Source organism: Arthrobacter sp. 2MCAF15 (assembly GCF_052115605.1).
GTDB lineage: Bacteria > Actinomycetota > Actinomycetes > Actinomycetales > Micrococcaceae > Arthrobacter.
Genome location: NZ_JBFRGZ010000021.1, coordinates 17,493 through 34,530, shown reverse-complemented (window position 1 = coordinate 34,530; position 17,038 = coordinate 17,493). Strand labels below are relative to the sequence as shown.

The 17,038-nt window shown below is 70.3% G+C and carries 15 protein-coding genes and 1 riboswitch; of the genes, 7 read left to right on the top strand and 8 right to left on the bottom strand.

Features of this window, described 5'->3' with window-relative positions:
- Positions 1-111: 111 nt before the first annotated feature.
- The gene (locus tag AB4089_RS19625; protein WP_441410947.1) at positions 112-1,065 is read right to left on the bottom strand and encodes a hypothetical protein; all 954 of its coding nucleotides are present in this window, start codon (positions 1,063-1,065) and stop codon (positions 112-114) included.
- A gap of 245 nt (positions 1,066-1,310) precedes the next feature.
- Between AB4089_RS19625 and AB4089_RS19620 the strand changes: the two genes are divergently transcribed.
- From AB4089_RS19620 to AB4089_RS19595, 6 genes are all read left to right on the top strand, one after another.
- Positions 1,311-2,051, top strand: coding sequence for a response regulator transcription factor (locus AB4089_RS19620; RefSeq protein WP_441410946.1), 741 nt, complete (start codon positions 1,311-1,313; stop codon positions 2,049-2,051).
- A gap of 21 nt (positions 2,052-2,072) precedes the next feature.
- Positions 2,073-3,686, top strand: a complete 1,614-nt coding sequence (locus AB4089_RS19615; RefSeq protein WP_441410945.1) for a HAMP domain-containing sensor histidine kinase — start codon at positions 2,073-2,075, stop codon at positions 3,684-3,686.
- A 170-nt stretch (positions 3,687-3,856) separates the two neighbouring features.
- A riboswitch (cyclic di-AMP (ydaO/yuaA leader) is annotated at positions 3,857-4,014 on the top strand.
- Positions 4,015-4,016: 2 nt separating this feature from the next.
- Positions 4,017-4,835, top strand: coding sequence for a hypothetical protein (locus AB4089_RS19610; protein WP_441410944.1), 819 nt, complete (start codon positions 4,017-4,019; stop codon positions 4,833-4,835).
- A gap of 180 nt (positions 4,836-5,015) precedes the next feature.
- Positions 5,016-6,563: a glycosyltransferase gene (locus AB4089_RS19605; RefSeq protein ID WP_441410943.1), complete on the top strand. Its 1,548-nt coding sequence runs from the start codon at positions 5,016-5,018 to the stop codon at positions 6,561-6,563.
- Positions 6,560-8,620: a glycosyltransferase family 39 protein gene (locus AB4089_RS19600; protein WP_441410942.1), complete on the top strand. Its 2,061-nt coding sequence runs from the start codon at positions 6,560-6,562 to the stop codon at positions 8,618-8,620. The genes AB4089_RS19605 and AB4089_RS19600 overlap by 4 nt, the downstream gene beginning before the upstream one ends.
- Before the next feature lie 6 nt (positions 8,621-8,626).
- The gene (locus AB4089_RS19595) at positions 8,627-10,693 is read left to right on the top strand and encodes a glycosyltransferase family 39 protein (protein WP_441410941.1); all 2,067 of its coding nucleotides are present in this window, start codon (positions 8,627-8,629) and stop codon (positions 10,691-10,693) included.
- Between the two features lie 24 nt (positions 10,694-10,717).
- On the opposite strand, the gene AB4089_RS19590 is transcribed toward AB4089_RS19595, so the two are convergent.
- From AB4089_RS19590 to AB4089_RS19575, 4 genes are all read right to left on the bottom strand, one after another.
- Entirely contained in the window at positions 10,718-11,398 is a 681-nt protein-coding gene (locus AB4089_RS19590) for an HAD-IA family hydrolase (RefSeq protein WP_441410940.1), read from the bottom strand.
- Between the two features lie 99 nt (positions 11,399-11,497).
- Complete coding sequence (locus AB4089_RS19585) at positions 11,498-11,875, bottom strand: glyoxalase superfamily protein (protein ID WP_441410939.1); 378 nt, start codon at positions 11,873-11,875, stop codon at positions 11,498-11,500.
- Positions 11,876-11,959: 84 nt separating this feature from the next.
- On the bottom strand, positions 11,960-12,595 hold the full coding sequence (upp, locus tag AB4089_RS19580) for a uracil phosphoribosyltransferase (RefSeq protein WP_441410938.1): 636 nt from the start codon (positions 12,593-12,595) through the stop codon (positions 11,960-11,962).
- A gap of 12 nt (positions 12,596-12,607) precedes the next feature.
- Entirely contained in the window at positions 12,608-13,483 is an 876-nt protein-coding gene (locus tag AB4089_RS19575) for a phosphatase PAP2 family protein (RefSeq protein ID WP_441410937.1), read from the bottom strand.
- Positions 13,484-13,557: 74 nt separating this feature from the next.
- Here AB4089_RS19575 and AB4089_RS19570 point away from each other — a divergent pair, with 74 nt between their 5' ends.
- On the top strand, positions 13,558-14,058 hold the full coding sequence (locus AB4089_RS19570; protein ID WP_441410936.1) for a nucleoside deaminase: 501 nt from the start codon (positions 13,558-13,560) through the stop codon (positions 14,056-14,058).
- A gap of 11 nt (positions 14,059-14,069) precedes the next feature.
- Here AB4089_RS19570 and AB4089_RS19565 read toward each other — a convergent pair whose 3' ends face one another.
- From AB4089_RS19565 to AB4089_RS19555, 3 genes are read right to left on the bottom strand one after another with little or no spacing between them, the layout of a single operon-like run.
- On the bottom strand, positions 14,070-15,377 hold the full coding sequence (locus AB4089_RS19565; protein WP_441410935.1) for a DNA glycosylase AlkZ-like family protein: 1,308 nt from the start codon (positions 15,375-15,377) through the stop codon (positions 14,070-14,072).
- Positions 15,378-15,412: 35 nt separating this feature from the next.
- Positions 15,413-16,627 carry a glycosyltransferase gene (locus AB4089_RS19560; protein WP_441410934.1) on the bottom strand — a complete coding sequence of 405 codons (1,215 nt, stop codon included), beginning with the start codon at positions 16,625-16,627 and terminating at the stop codon, positions 15,413-15,415.
- A gap of 9 nt (positions 16,628-16,636) precedes the next feature.
- Entirely contained in the window at positions 16,637-17,035 is a 399-nt protein-coding gene (locus AB4089_RS19555) for a 6-pyruvoyl trahydropterin synthase family protein (protein ID WP_441410933.1), read from the bottom strand.
- Positions 17,036-17,038: the final 3 nt, after the last annotated feature.

Genomic DNA, 17,038 nt, shown 5'->3' with positions numbered 1-17,038 from the left:
CGGAGCGTTCCCGCCGTTCCCAGCGGGGCGGTCCACGGAGTGGTCATGCCGACAGTGCCGCCTGGCGGGGCGGCAAAGTCGGATTCGGCGGGTCAGTCGGCTTCGGCGGGGTCAGTTGGACTGGCCAGTGGCGGTCGCCGCGACAACCATGACGGACGTTGCCGTGTAGCCGGAGCCGTCCTTCGCCGCCACGATCCGCACTGTGCCGCCTGCAACAATGTCCGCCACGCTCAGCTGGGTGCCCGTACCGCCGGCCTGCTGGCGCCGCTGTTGCAGATTACTCACCACCACATCGCTGCCCAGGGCATAGCTGCGAGTGAACCCGTCACTGCTCTTGACCGTGACGGAGGACGAGCTGACCTCGCTCACAATGCCCAACTGCTCGGCCATGGTGGTGTACTCGGTTCCTTGCAGCACGACGTATTCGGCATGCACTGCCGAGGAGAGTCCGCCCATCCCGCCGGCGGCGAAGTTGCCGGGACCGCCTTGCCCCGGCATTCCGCCTGCCGCGGCGCCGCCTTGCGCCGAGCCAGGCATGCCGGGTGCGAAACCCTGGCCGCCCGCAGCCCCACCGGCCCCGCCCGCGGCGCCTGCCGTCCCGTTGGCCGCGGCCGAAGTTGAGGTCAGGGCATAGACCCCGGCACCTGCACCGACTGCCAGGACCGCTGCGGCACCGGCGACGACGAGCCCGCGCTTGAGCGTCCAGGGGCTTGCCGCCGGAGCGGTCTTGGTGCCCGCCCGCGGCGCACCCCAGCCTGTTGCACCCGTGGGCGCCGTATGTTCCTGCCGCGGCATACCCCACCCCGGCGCCGAAGCCGGAACTTGCGAGATCTGGGGCGCGCCCCAGCCGGGGGCGGTGTCCGCCGCCGGCTGCCCGCCGACGGGCCGGCCGCCGTCGTACTGGCCGGCCGCCTGCGGCGCGCCGTCGTAGTGCCCGCCAGCCTGCGGTGCGGCGCCAAGCTGTCCTGCGTCCGCGGGCGTGGTCACAGGTGCGGGCGTCGCAGCGTTGCCGGGGGTGGGTTCTGGGGCTGGTCCGGAACCGGCTCCGGGATGCTGACCGCTCATCGTGTTTCTCCTTTGTGGTGCGGATCGGTGTTCACCCCAGCGTGCTGAGCGATCCTGTGCCTGGGCTGTGCAGGCCGACAGCCGGGCCTGTGACCTTGGGCAGGGCAACGAACGGACATCTTCGGTGCTGCCGCAGCGGCCCGCTCGGTCCCCCGGAAAGGCTTCCAGCTCGCTAGGCTGGGATTCACAGGTGCCGCACAGGGTCCCCAAAGCCCCACCTAACCGGCAGATCGGAGAGTTGTCCCATGGCCACTTCGCACTCCATGACCAACAACCTTCCCCAGCTCACGCACCCGGACGGCTCACCCATCCGCGCCCTCGTGGTGGATGACGAGCCCAGCCTCTCCGAGCTCATGAGCATGGGGCTGCGGATGGCCGGCTGGTCAGTGGCCGTGGCGGAAGATGGACCCTCCGCGGTCCGTCTCGCAAAGGAGTTCCGCCCCGATGTACTGGTGCTGGACGTGATGCTGCCCGGGTTCGACGGCGTCGAGCTGCTGAGCAGGATCCGCGCGTTCGCGCCGGAGGTGCCGGCGCTGTTCCTCACGGCGAAGGACGCCGTCCAGGACCGTATCACCGGCCTGGCGGCCGGCGGCGATGACTACGTCACCAAGCCGTTCAGCATGGAAGAGGTCCTGCTGCGCCTGCACCGGCTGGTCCAGCGCTCCGGCGTGGCCGCCATGGACACCGCCGAGCTGGTGGTGGGCGACCTGGTGCTCAATGTCGACACCCGCGAAGTCACCCGGGCCGGGGAGGAACTGCACCTGACCGCCACGCAGTTCGAGCTGCTGCGCTACCTCATGGAAAACCCCAAAAGGGTCATCAGCAAAGCCCAGATCCTGGACCGGGTGTGGGATTACGACTTCGGCGGGCAGGCCAACATCGTGGAACTGTACATTTCCTACCTCCGCAAGAAGGTCGACGCCAACCACGCTCCCATGATCCACACGGTGCGCGGCGCCGGCTACGTCCTGAAACCGGCGGACTGATCCGTGCCCACCCTTTCCGGCATGACCCGCGTCCCCGGACGCGACTGGCGCAACCCGTCCACCTGGCATTTGCGCACCCGGCTGGTCCTGGTTGCCATGGCGCTGCTGGTCGCCATCTGCGGCGCCGTGGGACTGTTCAGCTACGCCTCCATGGACCTGTTCCTGACCCGGCAGCTCGATGACCAGCTCAGCAATGCTTCGCACCGGTCCAGCGAGTTCGGCCGGCCCCTGCCCGGCACCGCCGGCGGCCGCCCCGACCCTCTCGATGCCCGGGGCCAGGGCATCGGGACGCTCAACGCCCGCATACAGGACGGCGAGGTCAGCAACCCCGGGTTCCTGGCCGGAGACGCCACCCGCAAGAGCCTCTCCCCAGAGGACAACGCGGTCCTCCTGGCATTGACCCCCAACGGCGTGCCCGTGGATCGCAACCTCACGGTCGGCGCCTACCGGCTCACCGCCGTCCGCACACCTTATGGCGACGTGATTGTCACCGGGCTTCCGCTGGCCGAAAAGCAAAGCACCCTGGCCTCGCTGGTCTGGACCATGGTGGTGGTCTCCGCAGGCGGACTCGTGCTGATCGGCCTGGCCGGCACGGCCCTGATCCGGCGGACCATGAAGCCGCTGGAACAACTCTCCGAGGTCGCCACCAAGGTCTCCCGCCTGCCGCTGGACGCAGGTGAGGTGGCGCTCGGGGTGCGCGTCCCGGCGTCGGCCGCCCACCAGGGCACGGAGGTGGGCAGCGTGGGCTATGCGCTGAACCAGATGCTGGACAACGTCTCCAACGCCCTGGAGGCGCGGCAGGAGAGCGAGATGAAGGTGCGGCAGTTTGTCGCCGATGCCTCGCATGAACTCCGCACGCCGCTGACGGCTATCCGCGGCTACACCGAGCTGATGCGGATGACAGAGCACTTCACCGCCGACGGCGAGAGGTCCCTCGCCCGCGTGCAAAGCCAGTCCGAACGCATGACCACCCTGGTTGAGGACCTGCTTTTACTGGCGCGCCTGGACGAGGGACAGCCGCTGAAGGTCAGCGACGTCGACCTCACGCAGCTGGCCATTGAGACGGTGAGCGATGAGAAAGTCATGGCCCCGGACCGCGTCTGGCAGCTGGAACTTCCGGAGGAGCCCGTGGTGGTCCGCGGCGATGCGACCCAGCTTCACCAGGTCCTCGCCAACCTCCTGTCCAATGCGCGCAAGCACACGGACCCCGGGACCACGGTGGTCACGGGCGTGATGCGTTCGGCGGATGGAAGCGCCGTGGTTACCGTGACGGACAACGGCAGCGGCATCGCCCCGGAATTCATCGGCCGGGTCTTCGCCCGGTTCGCACGGGCCGACGCCGCGCGCACCAATCCCACCGCCAGCCCCGCCAACACACCGGTCGCTGCGACGGCGGGGGCCAGGTCCGGGCCCGCCGTCCGCCCGGCTTCCGGGGCCGTTTCCGGTACTCCTTCCGGCAGCCGTGGCAGTGCCGGGGCAGCTGCTCACGCCCCGACCTCGGAGGGCACGAGCGGTCTGGGCTTGTCCATTGTCCAGTCGATTGTGGAGGCCCACGGGGGCACCGTTGAAGTCACCTCCCGGCCCGGCCGCACGGAGTTTGCGGTGCGGCTGCCCGCGGCGCCGCCGTCGTTGTAGGCCCAGCAGGATTCACCGCCGACCCGCGCAATGTTCCTGCGCAAGCCGACACCCCGCCCGCTGTGACTCCTGTTACCAAAATGTGACTTAAGCGCCGAGGTCCTGTAGCGTCGTTGTGGTGCGGCCTCCATTGGTGCCGCATATCCGGACGGACGCCAAACTCTGCCGCTTCCCGGATTCCGCTGGACCAGGCAGAGGCGGGGGACCCAGAGTTCCCGGGCATTCTGCATTCATGCGCCCTCGGGGTGAAGCCGACACGTGATTTTCCGTGCGGCCGGATGACCTCATCCGAACCCGACAGCTAACTCCGCCGGCGTTGAGAGGCCCATCATGACTGAACTCCAGGTACAAACGCGCCCTGACGGCGATTCCCATTTCCGCTCCACCAAGTCGCGCCACCGCGCCGAACCAGCCACGCAGGCATCCGCCCTGTCCAAGCTGACTACCGGACTCGGCATCACTGCACGCCGCGCCGCCGTCGTAACCGCCGCTTGCGCCCTGCTGGTGGGAGGCGGCGCCGCCAGCCAGGCGGCGGAGCCGGGCACTCACACGAATGCTGCGGGCAGCCAAACGGCCACGAGCGCCGATCCGCTGGCCAAGCTCAACTTCGAACGAGTCCAGATCGCCGCTCCGGCGGAAAAAAACGTGGCACCCACGCTCTCGGAAGTCAAGGCCGCCGAGCCCCCGGCCGCCCCGGTTGCTGCTGCGCCCGCACCGGCCCCGGCTCCCGCGGCCGCTCCCGCACCGGCACCGGCTCCCGCAGCCGCTCCTGCACCGGCCCCCGCTCCCGCATCGGCACCGGCACCGGCAGCTGTTCCCGCCCCCGCACCGGTTGCTGTCGACGACCCCGCCGGAGCCCAGGCGTACGCCGCGTCCCAGCTGGGCAGCTATGGCTGGGCCCCTGGTGAGATGCAGTGCCTGCAGAAGCTCTGGACCAAGGAATCGGACTGGAAGACCACCGCCACCAACGCCAGCAGCGGCGCCTACGGAGTGGTTCAGTCCCTGCCCGCCTCGAAGATGGCGAGCGCCGGTGCCGACTACATGACCAACTACCGGACCCAGATCAATTGGGGCCTGAACTACGTCAAGGAACGCTACGGCTCCCCCTGCGGCGCGCTGAACTTCCACTACGCACACAACTGGTACTAAACCGGCACTAGCCGGACCGCCCGGCGAGGGTGGTTGAGGCCCCGGATCCACGTGGATCCGGGGCCTCCTGTGCGTCCGCGGCCGGTACGATTTTGGCCGGCCGGCCTGGCGCCGGACTTCCACAGCCCCCGCACAGCTTGGCCCTAAAGCCCTCATATGGGCCGGCGCGAAAGTTGAGCCATGACATTCACAGACCAGGCCACAGGAACCCTGTCCCGTTCCACGGCGACGCCGGCCGGTCCGGCGGCCCCGCCCTCCCCGTCCGGACTTGAGCCGTCGGGGCCTGCATCGTCCGGGCCCGCATCGTCGGGCCTGACCGTGGCCGATGCGCCGGCCCCGGGACCGTTCGCCGGAGCGCTTACCGGCCCCGGCGGCCGGCGCGCACCCATTGACACACGCGGCAGCACACCGTTGCTGGACGTCACGATTCCGGTCTTCAACGAGGAGCGGGACCTTGAAGCGTGCCTGCGCCGGCTCCACGCGTACCTTATCGGCGCCTTCCCGCACTCTTTCCGGATCACTGTGGCGGACAACGCCAGCACCGACGGAACCCTCAAGACCGCGGAGCGCGTGGCCCGCGAGTTGCGCGAAGTGATGGTGGTCCACATGGCTGAAAAGGGCCGGGGAAACGCGCTTCGCAAAGTTTGGCTCTCCTCGCCGTCGCCGGTCCTGGCCTACATGGACGTGGACCTTTCCACGGACCTGGCGGCCCTCGGCCCCCTGCTCGCCCCGCTCATTTCGGGGCACTCCGATCTGGCGATCGGCACCCGGCTGACCCGCAACTCACGCGTGGTCCGCGGACCCAAGCGGGAGTTCATCTCGCGCAGCTACAACTTCCTGCTGCAGTCCCTCATGGGGGCCCACTTCAGCGACGCCCAGTGCGGGTTCAAGGCGATCCGGGCGGACGTGGCCCGGCAACTGCTCCCCCACACCCTGGACAACGCCTGGTTCTTCGACACCGAGCTGCTGGTGCTGGCAGAAAAGTGCGGCCTGCGCGTCCACGAAGTCCCGGTGGACTGGACCGACGACCCCGATTCCAGCGTGGACATCGTCCAGACCGCCCTCGCGGACCTGCGCGGCATGGCACGGTTGAGCCGGGACCTGGTTTCGGGCCGGATCCCGGTTCCCGAACTGCGCGCCGCACTGGCCCGCGGACCGCTGCCGGCGTCCTCGCGGTTCCAGGAACAAAGCCCCGGCGGAAGCCTCTTCGGGCAGCTGGTCCGCTTCGGCAGCATCGGGGTGGCCTCCACCCTGGCGTACCTGGCAATCTTCCTGCTCTGCCGACAATTCATGGACCCGCAGCTGGCAAACTTCCTCGCGCTGCTCACCACCGCCGTGGCCAACACCGCGGCCAACCGGCGCTTCACGTTCGGCATCCAGGGCGGCAGTCAGGCCGCCCGCCATCACTTCGAGGGGCTGCTGGTCTTCGGGATCGGGTTGGCCCTGACCTCGGGCGCCCTCGCCCTGGTTCACGCCACGTCAGGAGCCACACCGGACCGCTGGCTCGAACTGCTTACGGTCACCGCCGCCAATCTGGCCGCCACTGCCGTGAAATTCCTGCTCTTCCGGCTGGTGGTCTTCCACCCCCGGCGGACTAACACCGTCCCGGCGCCGGACGCCGCCATCACCGTTGCGGAGCCCATCGTCCCCGGCACCGCTCCGGTGCCCGCCGCCCCCGAGGCTTCCCTCCCCCATACAGAACCCGCACAGAAAAGGCCAAGTAAATGACGGCAACCATCAGCCCCACCGCCGGCTCCCGTGCCGGTTCACCGGCCGGCAGCCCGCCCCTGGACCCGGAAACGACCGTCCCGGCATCCGAGGACGCCGGCGCGCCACCCAACCCGCCCGCACCCCTTAGCAGCCGGGACCGCCTGTTGTTCGGCCGGCAGCCCCGCTGGGTCCGGCCCTCGGCGGCGCTGCTGCTGGTGGTCACCGCGGCCTTGTACCTGTGGAACCTGGAAGCCACCGGCTACGCCAACTCCTTTTACGCCGCAGCAATCCAGGCCGGGACCAAGGACTGGACCGCGCTGCTCTTCGGCTCCCTCGACCCCGGCAATGCCATCACGGTAGACAAACCGCCAGCGGCTCTCTGGATCCCGGCCCTGGCGGGACGGATCTTCGGGTTCTCGGCACTGAGCATGCTCATTCCCCAGGCACTCATGGGCGTGGCCGCCGTCGGCCTTCTGTACCTGACCGTCAAGCGGGTGTCCGGACCGGCCGCGGGCCTGCTCGCCGGCGGCGCCCTGGCGCTGACCCCGGTGGCGGCCCTGATGTTCCGGTTCAACAACCCGGACGCCATGCTGACCATGTGCCTGGTGCTGGCCGCCTACCTCACCACGCGCGCCATCGAGAAGCCCGGCTGGAAGTGGCTTGCCGCGGCTGGCGCGGTGATCGGCCTGGCCTTCCTGTCCAAGATGCTGCAGGGCTTCCTGATCGTTCCCGGGCTGGCCTTGGCCTACCTGTGGGCGGCGCCCACTACACTCGGCCGCCGGCTCCTGCACCTGCTGGGCGCCGGCGCAGGCATTGTGGTGGTGGCCGGAAGCTACATTGCCCTGTTCCAATTGACCCCGACCTCGATCCGCCCCTACATGGCAGGCTCGGAGACCAACAGCTTCCTGGAACTCACGTTCGGCTACAACGGCCTGGGCCGGATCACCGGTTCCGGCGGGGGAATGCCCGGAGGCAATGCCGGCGGCCCGGGGGGCAACGGCAACGTGGGCTTCGGCGGCACGGCCGGGATCACCCGCATGTTTGGGACCAGTTTTGGCGGCGAGGTGTCCTGGCTGCTGCCGGCAGCCCTGATCCTGCTGGTCGCCGGCCTCTGGTTCACGCGGCGTGAGGCCCGGACCTCAAAGACCCGGGCGGCGCTCCTGCTGTGGGGCGGTTGGCTGGTAATCACCGCCGGAATCTTCAGCTTCATGAGCGGCACCGTGCATCCGTACTACGCCGTGGCCCTGGCCCCCGCGATTGCGGCCCTGGCGGGCATCGGCTCCCTCGAACTGTGGCGGGGCAGGGCCTACTGGCCCGCCCGGATTGTCCTGGCTGTGACAGTTCTGGCCACCTCGGTCTGGTCCGCGGTGCTCCTGGGCCGCGACCCGGCCTGGCTTCCCGGTCTGCGGGTGATCGTGGTGGTCCTTGGCGTCCTCGCCGCCGCCGCGCTGCTCCTGCGGGTGGACAGCCTGGCCGGCCTTCCGGCACGGTTCCGCAAGGCCGCCACGGCCGGCGTCGTGATCCTGGCCCTGCTCGCCGGCGGGCTCGGGAGCACCGCGTGGACGCTGGCCACCGTGGCCCAGCCGCATTCCGGTTCGATCCCCACCTCCGGGCCCACCGCCTCCGCGATGGGCGGCGGCTTCGGGGCGGCAGGCAGGACCGGCCGTGACGGCACCGGTAGCAGCACTGGCAGCAGCACCAGCGGCAGCACGGGCGGCTTAGCCGCCGGCGGCCCCGGCGGGGAAACAGCCTCGGCAGAGCTGACAGCGCTGCTGCAGTCCTCCAACGCCAAGTGGTCCGCGATTGTCTCCGGCGCCACCCAGGCCGCCAGCCTGGAACTCGCCACCGGCACCAGCGTGATCGCCCTCGGCGGCTGGAACGGCGGCGACCCCTACCCCACCCTTGCGCAGTTCCAGGCGATGGTGGACCGCGGCGAGATCGGCTACTTCATCTCCGGCGGCATGGGCGGCATGGGCGGAGGCCGCGGGGGCAACTCCGAGGTCGCCACCTGGGTCGCGGCCAACTACCAGGCCCAGACCGTGGGCAACTCCACCGTGTACAAGCTGGGAGCCTAGGCCACCATGACTGACACCCTGAGCCCCCGCCCCGGCCTGGCACCGGCCCGCACGCCGGGCCCGCCGCAGCCCCGAGTTCCGGACCGTCCCAGGCGACTTGGGCCCCCGGCCGGTTGCGCGCGGCCCCTCCGGGGCGCCCGGGCGCTGCAGCGGCACCGGCTGGAGGTCGCGGCCCTGCTCCTGGCCACGGCCGTGCTGTACGTGTGGAACCTCGGCGCCTCCGGCTGGGCGAACGCGTTCTACTCCGCGGCGGCACAGGCCGGGTCTCAGGACTGGACGGCCTGGTTCTTCGGTTCGTCCGACGCCGCCAACGCCATCACCGTGGACAAGCCGCCGGCCTCGCTGTGGGTGATGGGGCTGTCCGCGCGGATCTTCGGGCTGAGTTCTTGGAGCGTCCTGGTCCCGCAGGCGCTCATGGGGGTCGGTACGGTCTGGCTCGTCTATCTGGCCGTGCGCCGGGCCGCGGCGCCCGCCACGGCCGACGCCCGGCTGGCCCACCGTGCAGGGCTCCTGGCCGGTGCGGTCATGGCCCTGACACCGGTGGCCGTGCTGATGTTCCGGTTCAACAACCCCGATGCGTTGCTGGTGCTGCTGATGACCGCGGCCGCCTACGCCGTGCTGCGCTCCATCCAGGATGCGCGGCTGCGCTGGCTCCTGTTCGCCGGGGCGCTCCTGGGCTTCGGATTCCTCACCAAGCAGTTGCAGGTCCTGCTGGTTGTCCCCGGCTTCGCTTTGGCTTACCTGCTCGCGGCGCCGGCCGCGGCCGGGAAACGGATCCTCCACCTGCTCTCCGCGGGCGCCGCGATGGCCGTCGCGGCCGGGTGGTGGCTGGCCGCCGTCGAACTCATTCCCGCCGCGAACCGGCCGTACATCGGCGGCTCGCAGAACAACTCCATCCTGGAACTGACCCTCGGCTACAACGGCCTGGGCCGGCTGAACGGCGAGGAAACCGGCAGTGCGGGCGGCGGCAACGGCTGGGGCACGCCCGGGCTGTTCCGGCTCTTCAACAGCGAGTTCGGCGGCCAGATCGCCTGGCTGCTGCCCTCGGTACTGCTGCTCGGAGCGGGGCTGCTCTGGCTGGGCCGCCGCGCTCCACGCACCGACGCGGTACGGGCCTCGGTGATCATCTGGGGCTCCTGGGTTGCCGTCACGGGCCTGACGTTCAGCTTCATGGCCGGGATCATCCACCCGTACTACATGGTGGCCCTGGCCCCGGGGGTCGCCGGGCTCGCCGGACTCGGCGGCGTCCTGCTCTGGCAGCGGCGGGACCAGCCCGTGGCCGCCGCCGTCCTCGCCGTCGCGATCGTGGCGGCCGGGGCCATGGCCTCCGAGCTCCTCGGCCGCACGGCGACGTTCGTGCCGTGGCTGCGCTGGGTGGTGCTCCTGGGCTCCCTCACCGCCGCCGGCCTGGTGCTGGGCGCCGCGGCCCCGGGGCTCAAGGAAGCCAGTGGACCGGTCAAGCGGGCGTCTGCGGTCATGGCGCGGACGACGGCGGGGCTCGCCGTCGTCGCCGCCCTCGCCGGGCCGCTGGCGTACTCGCTGTCCACCGCCGCCACCGCCCACAGCGGCTCGATCGTCAGCGCCGGACCGGCCGTGTCCGGCCGGGGCGGGGCCGGGCTGCCGCCGGCCTTCGGCGGTGCAACTGCGGCCACCGGCAACGCCACTAACGCTGTCGGCGTCGGCCGCGGCCAGGGTGCGGGCGGGGCAGGTGGAATGGGCGGCCTGCTTGGGGCGAGCACGCCGTCCTCGGCCCTCGTGACCGCGCTGCAGACGGACGCCGGCACGTACACGTGGGCCGCCGCCGTCGTCGGGTCCAACAACGCCGCCGGCTACCAGCTGGCCACCCAGCTCCCGGTGATGGCCGTGGGAGGGTTCAACGGAACGGACCCGGCGCCAACGCTGGCACAGTTCCAGCAGTACGTGGCCGACGGGAAGATCCACTACTTCATCGCAGGGCGCATGATGCAGGGCGAATCCGGATCCGATGACGCCGCCCAGATCGCCGCCTGGGTGCAGGCCAATTTCACCGCCCAAACCGTGGGCGGGACCACCGTGTACCTGCTGGCAGGGTAAGCCGGCCGGCCAGGCGCCGGTGGCCTAGAACGTGAAGGACAGGGTGCGCAGGCCGTCGGCGGTGATGTGCGTGGTCACGGAAACCCCAGAGTAGTCGGGAATGTGGAGCACGCCGTCGGGAAGTTCGCCGGCGTTCGGTCCCACCGCAACAGTCGGGATGCCGGCGGCGATTCCGGCGGCAATCCCGGCCGGGGCGTCCTCGAACACCACGGCGTCGGCCGGGTCCACACCCAGCAGGGCGGCGGCCCGGAGGTATCCCTCCGGGTGGGGTTTGCCCCGCGAGACGTCCTCGGAGGTGACCGAGGCAGCCGGGATGCCGATGCCCGCGGCCGCCATCCGGACCCCGGCCAGGTCCCGTGAAGCTGACGTCACCAGCGCCACGGCATCCGTCGGGAGGCTGGCCAGCAGCTCCAGGGCACCCGGCACCGGAACAATGCCGCGGGTCTCGGCGAGCTCCATCCGGCCGAGCTCGGCCGCGAGGGCCTGGATGTCGGACCCGGCCGGGGCGAACCTGCGGACCGTGTCCATGGCCTGGACCCCATGGGAGGTGCGCAGGATCTCGCCGATATCCAGGCCGTAGCGGTCCGCGAAAGTGGTCCAGACCTGCTCCACGATGCTGGTGGAGTCGACCAGCGTGCCGTCCATGTCGAACAGGACGGCACGCGCGGTCAGGGTCGTCGTGCTGGCATGGGATGGAAAGCTCATGGTTCCATCCTGCCTTATGGCCCCTCCCCACCCTCCGGGCAGGCGTCACGAAAGGACCACTTCACGGATGTCGGGAAGCTGCCACGCAGCCGGGCGGGATCAGCCGTTCGGCCGGCTGGGGATGTACTGCACCGCCCACTTGTTGCCGTCGGGGTCGGCGAAGTGGACGAAGTGTCCCCAGTCCTCGATCTCGACGTCGCTGACATCCACGCCGTTGTCCTTGAGCTGCTTGTGCGCGGCCTGGATGTCGCTGACCACCAGCTGGAGGCTCGGCGCCGTACCGGGTGGGGCGTCGTTGAGGCCCTCGCCGATGGCAATCGAGCAGCCGGAGCCCGGCGGCGTCAGCTGGACGAACCGGATCCCCTCCATGGGCCGCTCGTCGTAGTCGGCGTTGAAGCCCACCTTGTTGACATAGAAATCCTTGGCCCGGTCCACATCGGACACCGGGACGAACACCAGTTCAAGTTTCCAATCCATGCCGCACAGGCTAGCGCGGACCGCGGCAATGCGGAAGGGATCGCGGTCACTGGCAGGAGGAGCGGACCCGTGCGGGGACTGCCCCTAGCCGGCGATGCCGTACAGGCGGTCTCCGGCGTCGCCCAGGCCGGGCACGATGTAGGACTTCTCGTTGAGCTTCTCGTCGATGGAGGCCAGGACGATCGTCACGTTGGCGTCGGAGAGCTCTTCCTCCAGCTTGGCCAGGCCCTCGGGGGCGGCCAGGAGGCAGATGCACGTGACGTCGGAGGCGCCGCGTTTGAAGAGGAACTTGATGGCCTCGCGCAGGGTTCCGCCGGTGGCCAGCATGGGATCCAGGACGAAGATCTGCCGGTCCGTGAGGTCTTCCGGGAGACGCTCGGCGTACGTGATGATGTCCAGGGTCTCTTCGTCACGGGCCATGCCCAGGAAGCCGACCTCGGCGGTGGGGACCAGCTTAGTCATGCCCTCGAGCATGCCCAGCCCGGCCCGGAGAATCGGGACCACCAGCGGGGTCGGCTTGGTGAAGGCGGTGCCGATGGTGGTGCTGACCGGCGTCTCGATGGTCACCGGTTCCGTGCGGACGTCGCGCGTAGCCTCGTAGGCGAGGAGCGTCACAAGCTCCTCGGTGAGCTGGCGGAAGACCGGGGACGGGGTGTTCCTGTCCCGCAGAACGGTGAGCTTATGGGCGACCAGCGGGTGGTCCACAACGAGAGTGCGCATGGGTCAAAACTATCACCCGGATGCGGAGGACCGTCCCGCGGGGCCGGGGGGTTCGGCGTCGTTCGCGTCCGCTGGAGCAGGTCCGCCTGCAGGGCCGCCGGCACTGCCGGCGGCGCCGCCGGCGGCACTGGACCGCAGGTGGGCGGGATGCCCGAAGGTCGGCGCGGCCCCTGCGTGTTCGCGGCGTCGCAGCACATGGAAGAACCTGTGGGCCAGGATCACAATCCCCACCCAGGCCAGCCCGATGACCCACCCGACGATCACGTCGGTCATCCAGTGATGGCCCAGATAGACCCGGCTCAGGCCCATCGCGACGATGAAGATCACACCGGCGGCGATCAGGGCGATCCGGGCGCTGGTCCGTTTGATCTCCAGGCAGGCCAGGTACACCACGAGGGCGATCACCACCGTGGTGTTGAGCGTGTGGCCGCTCGGGAACGACGGCGAGGTCTCGTAGGGTGGCACCGCGTCGGCATGGTCCGGGCGGGCGCGGCCGATCATTTTCTTGCCCAGGGCTGTGGCAGTCACCGACACGGCGGCAGCGCCGCCGATCAGGATCAGCGGCCGCCAGCTCCGGGACTTGTAGATCAGCAGCGCTGTCAGGATGCTGCCCAGGATGGGCATCCCGATGCCGCCGCCGATATTTGTGAACCCGGTGACAAAGGCGTCCAGGCCAGGGCTGCGCAGCTGCTCCATGAACGCCAGCGTCGGCCTGTCCAAGTTCGCAAGACCGGCGTCGTCCACCACGTTGTCGTAGACCTCGGCCGTCACCAGCGCCAGGATCACCACCACCACGCCGCCGATCAGCATGGTGATCCACAGGGCCGCGTAGGGCACCACCCATTTGCCCCAGCGCCGCGCCAACCAGTTCTCTGTTGGTGTGGTCACGGCCGTCTCCCGACTACTTGTGGCTGCACAGCGGAGCTGCACAGCATGCTTAGGATCGAAACTATCATTGACCCATGACTGCCGCTGAGCCCCGCCATGCCCAATGGATGAGCCTTGCCCTGGCGGAGGCCCGGAATGCCCTGGCCACCGCGGACGTGCCGATCGGCGCCGTCGTGATCGGACCGGACGGTTCCGTGCTGGGCGCCGGGCGAAACGAACGCGAGGCGCTCGGGGACCCCACGGCCCACGCCGAAATGGTCGCCATCCGGGAGGCCGCCGCGCGGTTGCGGGCGAGCCGGGCCCAGGAAGGCAAGGGCGACGACGGCTGGCGGCTGGAGGACTGCACTCTGGTGGTCACCCTGGAGCCCTGCGCGATGTGCGCCGGAGCGATCGTCCTCGCCAGGATTCCGCGGGTGGTCTTCGGCGCCTGGGATGAGAAGGCCGGCGCCGCGGGTTCGGTGTTCGACATTCTCCGCGAGCGCCGGCTCAACCACTGGGTGGAAGTGTTTGCCGGCGTCCGGGAGCAGGAGTGCGCCGCGCTGCTGCGGGACTTCTTCGCCGGGCACCGCGCCTGATCCGTTCCCGGCTACCTGGCTCCGCCGGAAGTAGACGCTGCCGCGGGGGTTTCTGCAGATGCCGCGAGCGCATCGATCCGCTTCTGCCGGGAAGCCGGTGAATCCAGGCTGAAGGCCCGGAAATCCCCGAGGTCCTCGCGGATCCAGGCCTCCACCTCGACGATCCGCTGCGTCACGGCGGGCGTGGGGCCATGGAACAGCCAGGGCACGATCCGTTCGTTGGCCGGTTCGTACTGCCAGAGTCCGATGATCCGGCCGCGGTCCAGGATCGGGTGGTCCGGGAGATCGGCTTGCAGCGCGAGCGATCCCAGCGCAGGCCTGTGCTGGTCCTCCTCCGCGAGCAGGTCCGCGGCGTTGCGGCGCAGCAGGAACAGGGAATCCGTTCCGGCGAGCAGCTGGATCTGTTCTTCCGCCGGCGCGTCGAAGGAGGCGAGGCGGCCGACGTCGTCGGGCAGCATCCACAGCGCGTCACCCCCGGCGGCGGTCTGATCGGTCGTCAGGGCGGTGGGCACCTCGACGGCGCCGACGGCGGCGAGCGCCGCCTTGCTTTGCGCCACCGTGAACCCGGTGAACCACTGCGATTGCTTGAGCGTGGCTCCCCCGGTCCAGCCCAGGTAGCGTCGGATCAGCTCGGTGCGCACGGCGTCGTCGTCGATGCCGCTGGGCGCCAGGTCCCAGGGCTCGTAGGCGTAGCGCTGCTGGTCCAGGCGCCCGTTGGCTGGAACGCGGCGGATCTTGCCCTGCGACTGCAGGATCCCGAGCGCCGTGGGCAGCGTGGTGGCGGCGCCCTTCTTCTTGCCTTCCTCACCGAGGTTCCGCACCGAGTCGCCCAGTTCCTCCTTTAGCTGGCGCGGATCCATAGGTCCCTCCGCCTCGGCGAGCACGTGCAGCACCTGATCCTCCAGGAGCGTGATTTCGCCCCGGTCAACGCCAAGCCGGCCGAGCACCCGCACGGCCTCGGCGGCGTCCTTGCCCAGCTTCAGCGCCCAGGCGAAGTCCTCCCGACCCAGGACGTAGGTGCAGCCGCGCGCGACGGGAAGTTCGAGGATCCGGTGGGCAAGGACGTCCGCGTCCACCTGTTCGCGGCGGATGCCGGCGCGGGCGAACAGCGTGAGGTACGGATTGGCGCCGCCCACGGAGCGGGCCCAGCCCGCCCGGGCGAACACCTGCTCCGCCGTGCAGCCGGCCAGCGAGCCGTCCAGGCCCTGCCGGTGCCAGGCCCACGCCCGGAGCCGCTCCGGGGTCAGGCTCTGCGGCTCCGGCATGTTGACGGGCTCTTCTACCGACGGCGATTGCGTGGCGACAGGCTGGGTGCTCATGGGCTCATTCTCCAACAGCTTCACTGTCAGCGGTATCAAGAAGCCGTATCAACCCGCGCCGTCCTGTTCCGGGGTTGACGGTTTTCCGGCGACTCCGCAGCTGCCGGAGTTGCCTCACTTTCCATGGAGAGGATCTCCAGAACGGTCCGGGCGGTGGCGTCCCAGCCGGGCAGCCGGTCCCGGGCGGCAGCCGCAGCGTCCCGCCAGCGGTCCCTGAGTCCGGCGTCGGCCAGCCAGCGGCGGAGCACGTCCGCCAGCGGGGCGGGGTCTGTTCCGAGTTCGACGGCGGCGCCCGGCAGCTGCGAATCCGGCGCCGGCACGTCCGGTTGCTGCCTGGTGGGCACCGGCCGGCTGCCCGGTACCGGCGTGCCGGGCAGGCTGCCGGCGGCGAGGGCCTCGACGGCTCCGGTGCCGCCGCGCACCACCACGGGAATGCCGCGGGCCAGCGATTCGGTGACCACCAGCCCGTAGGTTTCGGCTCGGGAAATCAGCAGGCTGAGATCGGCCGCGTCCCACGCAGCATCCAGCGCCGGACCCCGGAGCTCGCCCGGGATGCTGACCCGCCCGGCCAGGCCCTGACGTCCCACCGAGTTCCGGAGCTGCGCGGCGTAAGCCGGGTGGGCGGTGTCCGAGCCGATGAGGGACGCCGTCCAAGGCAGGTCCGTGAACAGGGAGAGCGCGTCCAGCAGGAGCGCCTGGTCCTTGTTCGGCAGCAGCGCGGCGACGGCGATGAAGTGCGGCACGCCGTTGCCGGCGGCCAGGCTTCCCGCCGCCAACGGGGCCGGCACACTACCCGGCAGGGCGACAAGCAAATTATCGAGGCCGTGCCGGGCGCCGATGCCCGCCGCGGCCGAGCGGCTTGTGCAGATGACCCCGGCCGCGGCCCGCAGCGCCCGGCGTTCACGCTCGGGATGGTCCGGCAGGGGCATGTGAAGCAGGATCCAGGCCGGCTGCCCGGCGGCCGCGGCCGCCTCCAGCTCGGCGGGCGCCCCGCAGGCCAGGAGGCTGTCGACCAGCGTCACGGACCCTGCAGAGCCGCCCGCATTCGGTGCCGGGCGCAGCAGCGCGGCCAGGCGCCGCCGGTCCCCCGCGCTGCCGCCGGGCCAGTCGCCGTCGAGCGGGCAGGTCTCTACCGCGACGCCGAGGGTGGCCAGTTCCCGGGCCAGCGCCGCGTTGTAGACATTGCCGCCGGAGTTGTGCCGGACATTGCCGGGCACCACGAACCGGAGGCGGGGGCTGGGCGGGGGCATCTGCTGCGCCTAGTGGGCGTCGAAGTCCAGCGAGTAGCCGGCCCAGGCGTCGGGATTTTCGCGCAGGGTGACGTTCAGCCCGGTGAGATCGCGCCCGTCATTGCCGACGCGGATCTGTGCGGCGATGGCGTCGGCGATGTACCGGGCCAGGGCCTCGGCGGTGCTCAGCTTGCCGGCGAAGTCGGGGTGCTCGTCGAGGTTCTGGTAGTTCAACCCATCGAGGACCTCGTCAACGACGGCCCCCGCCGCACCGATGTCCAGCACGATCGCGTCGTCATTGAGCTCACGACGGCGGAAGGTCACCTCCGTGACGAACGTGGCCCCGTGCAGGCCCTGGGCGGGGCCGAAGACTTCGCGGGGAAGGCTGTGGGCAATCATGAAGCTGCGGCGGACGGTCAGGCTGTACACGGG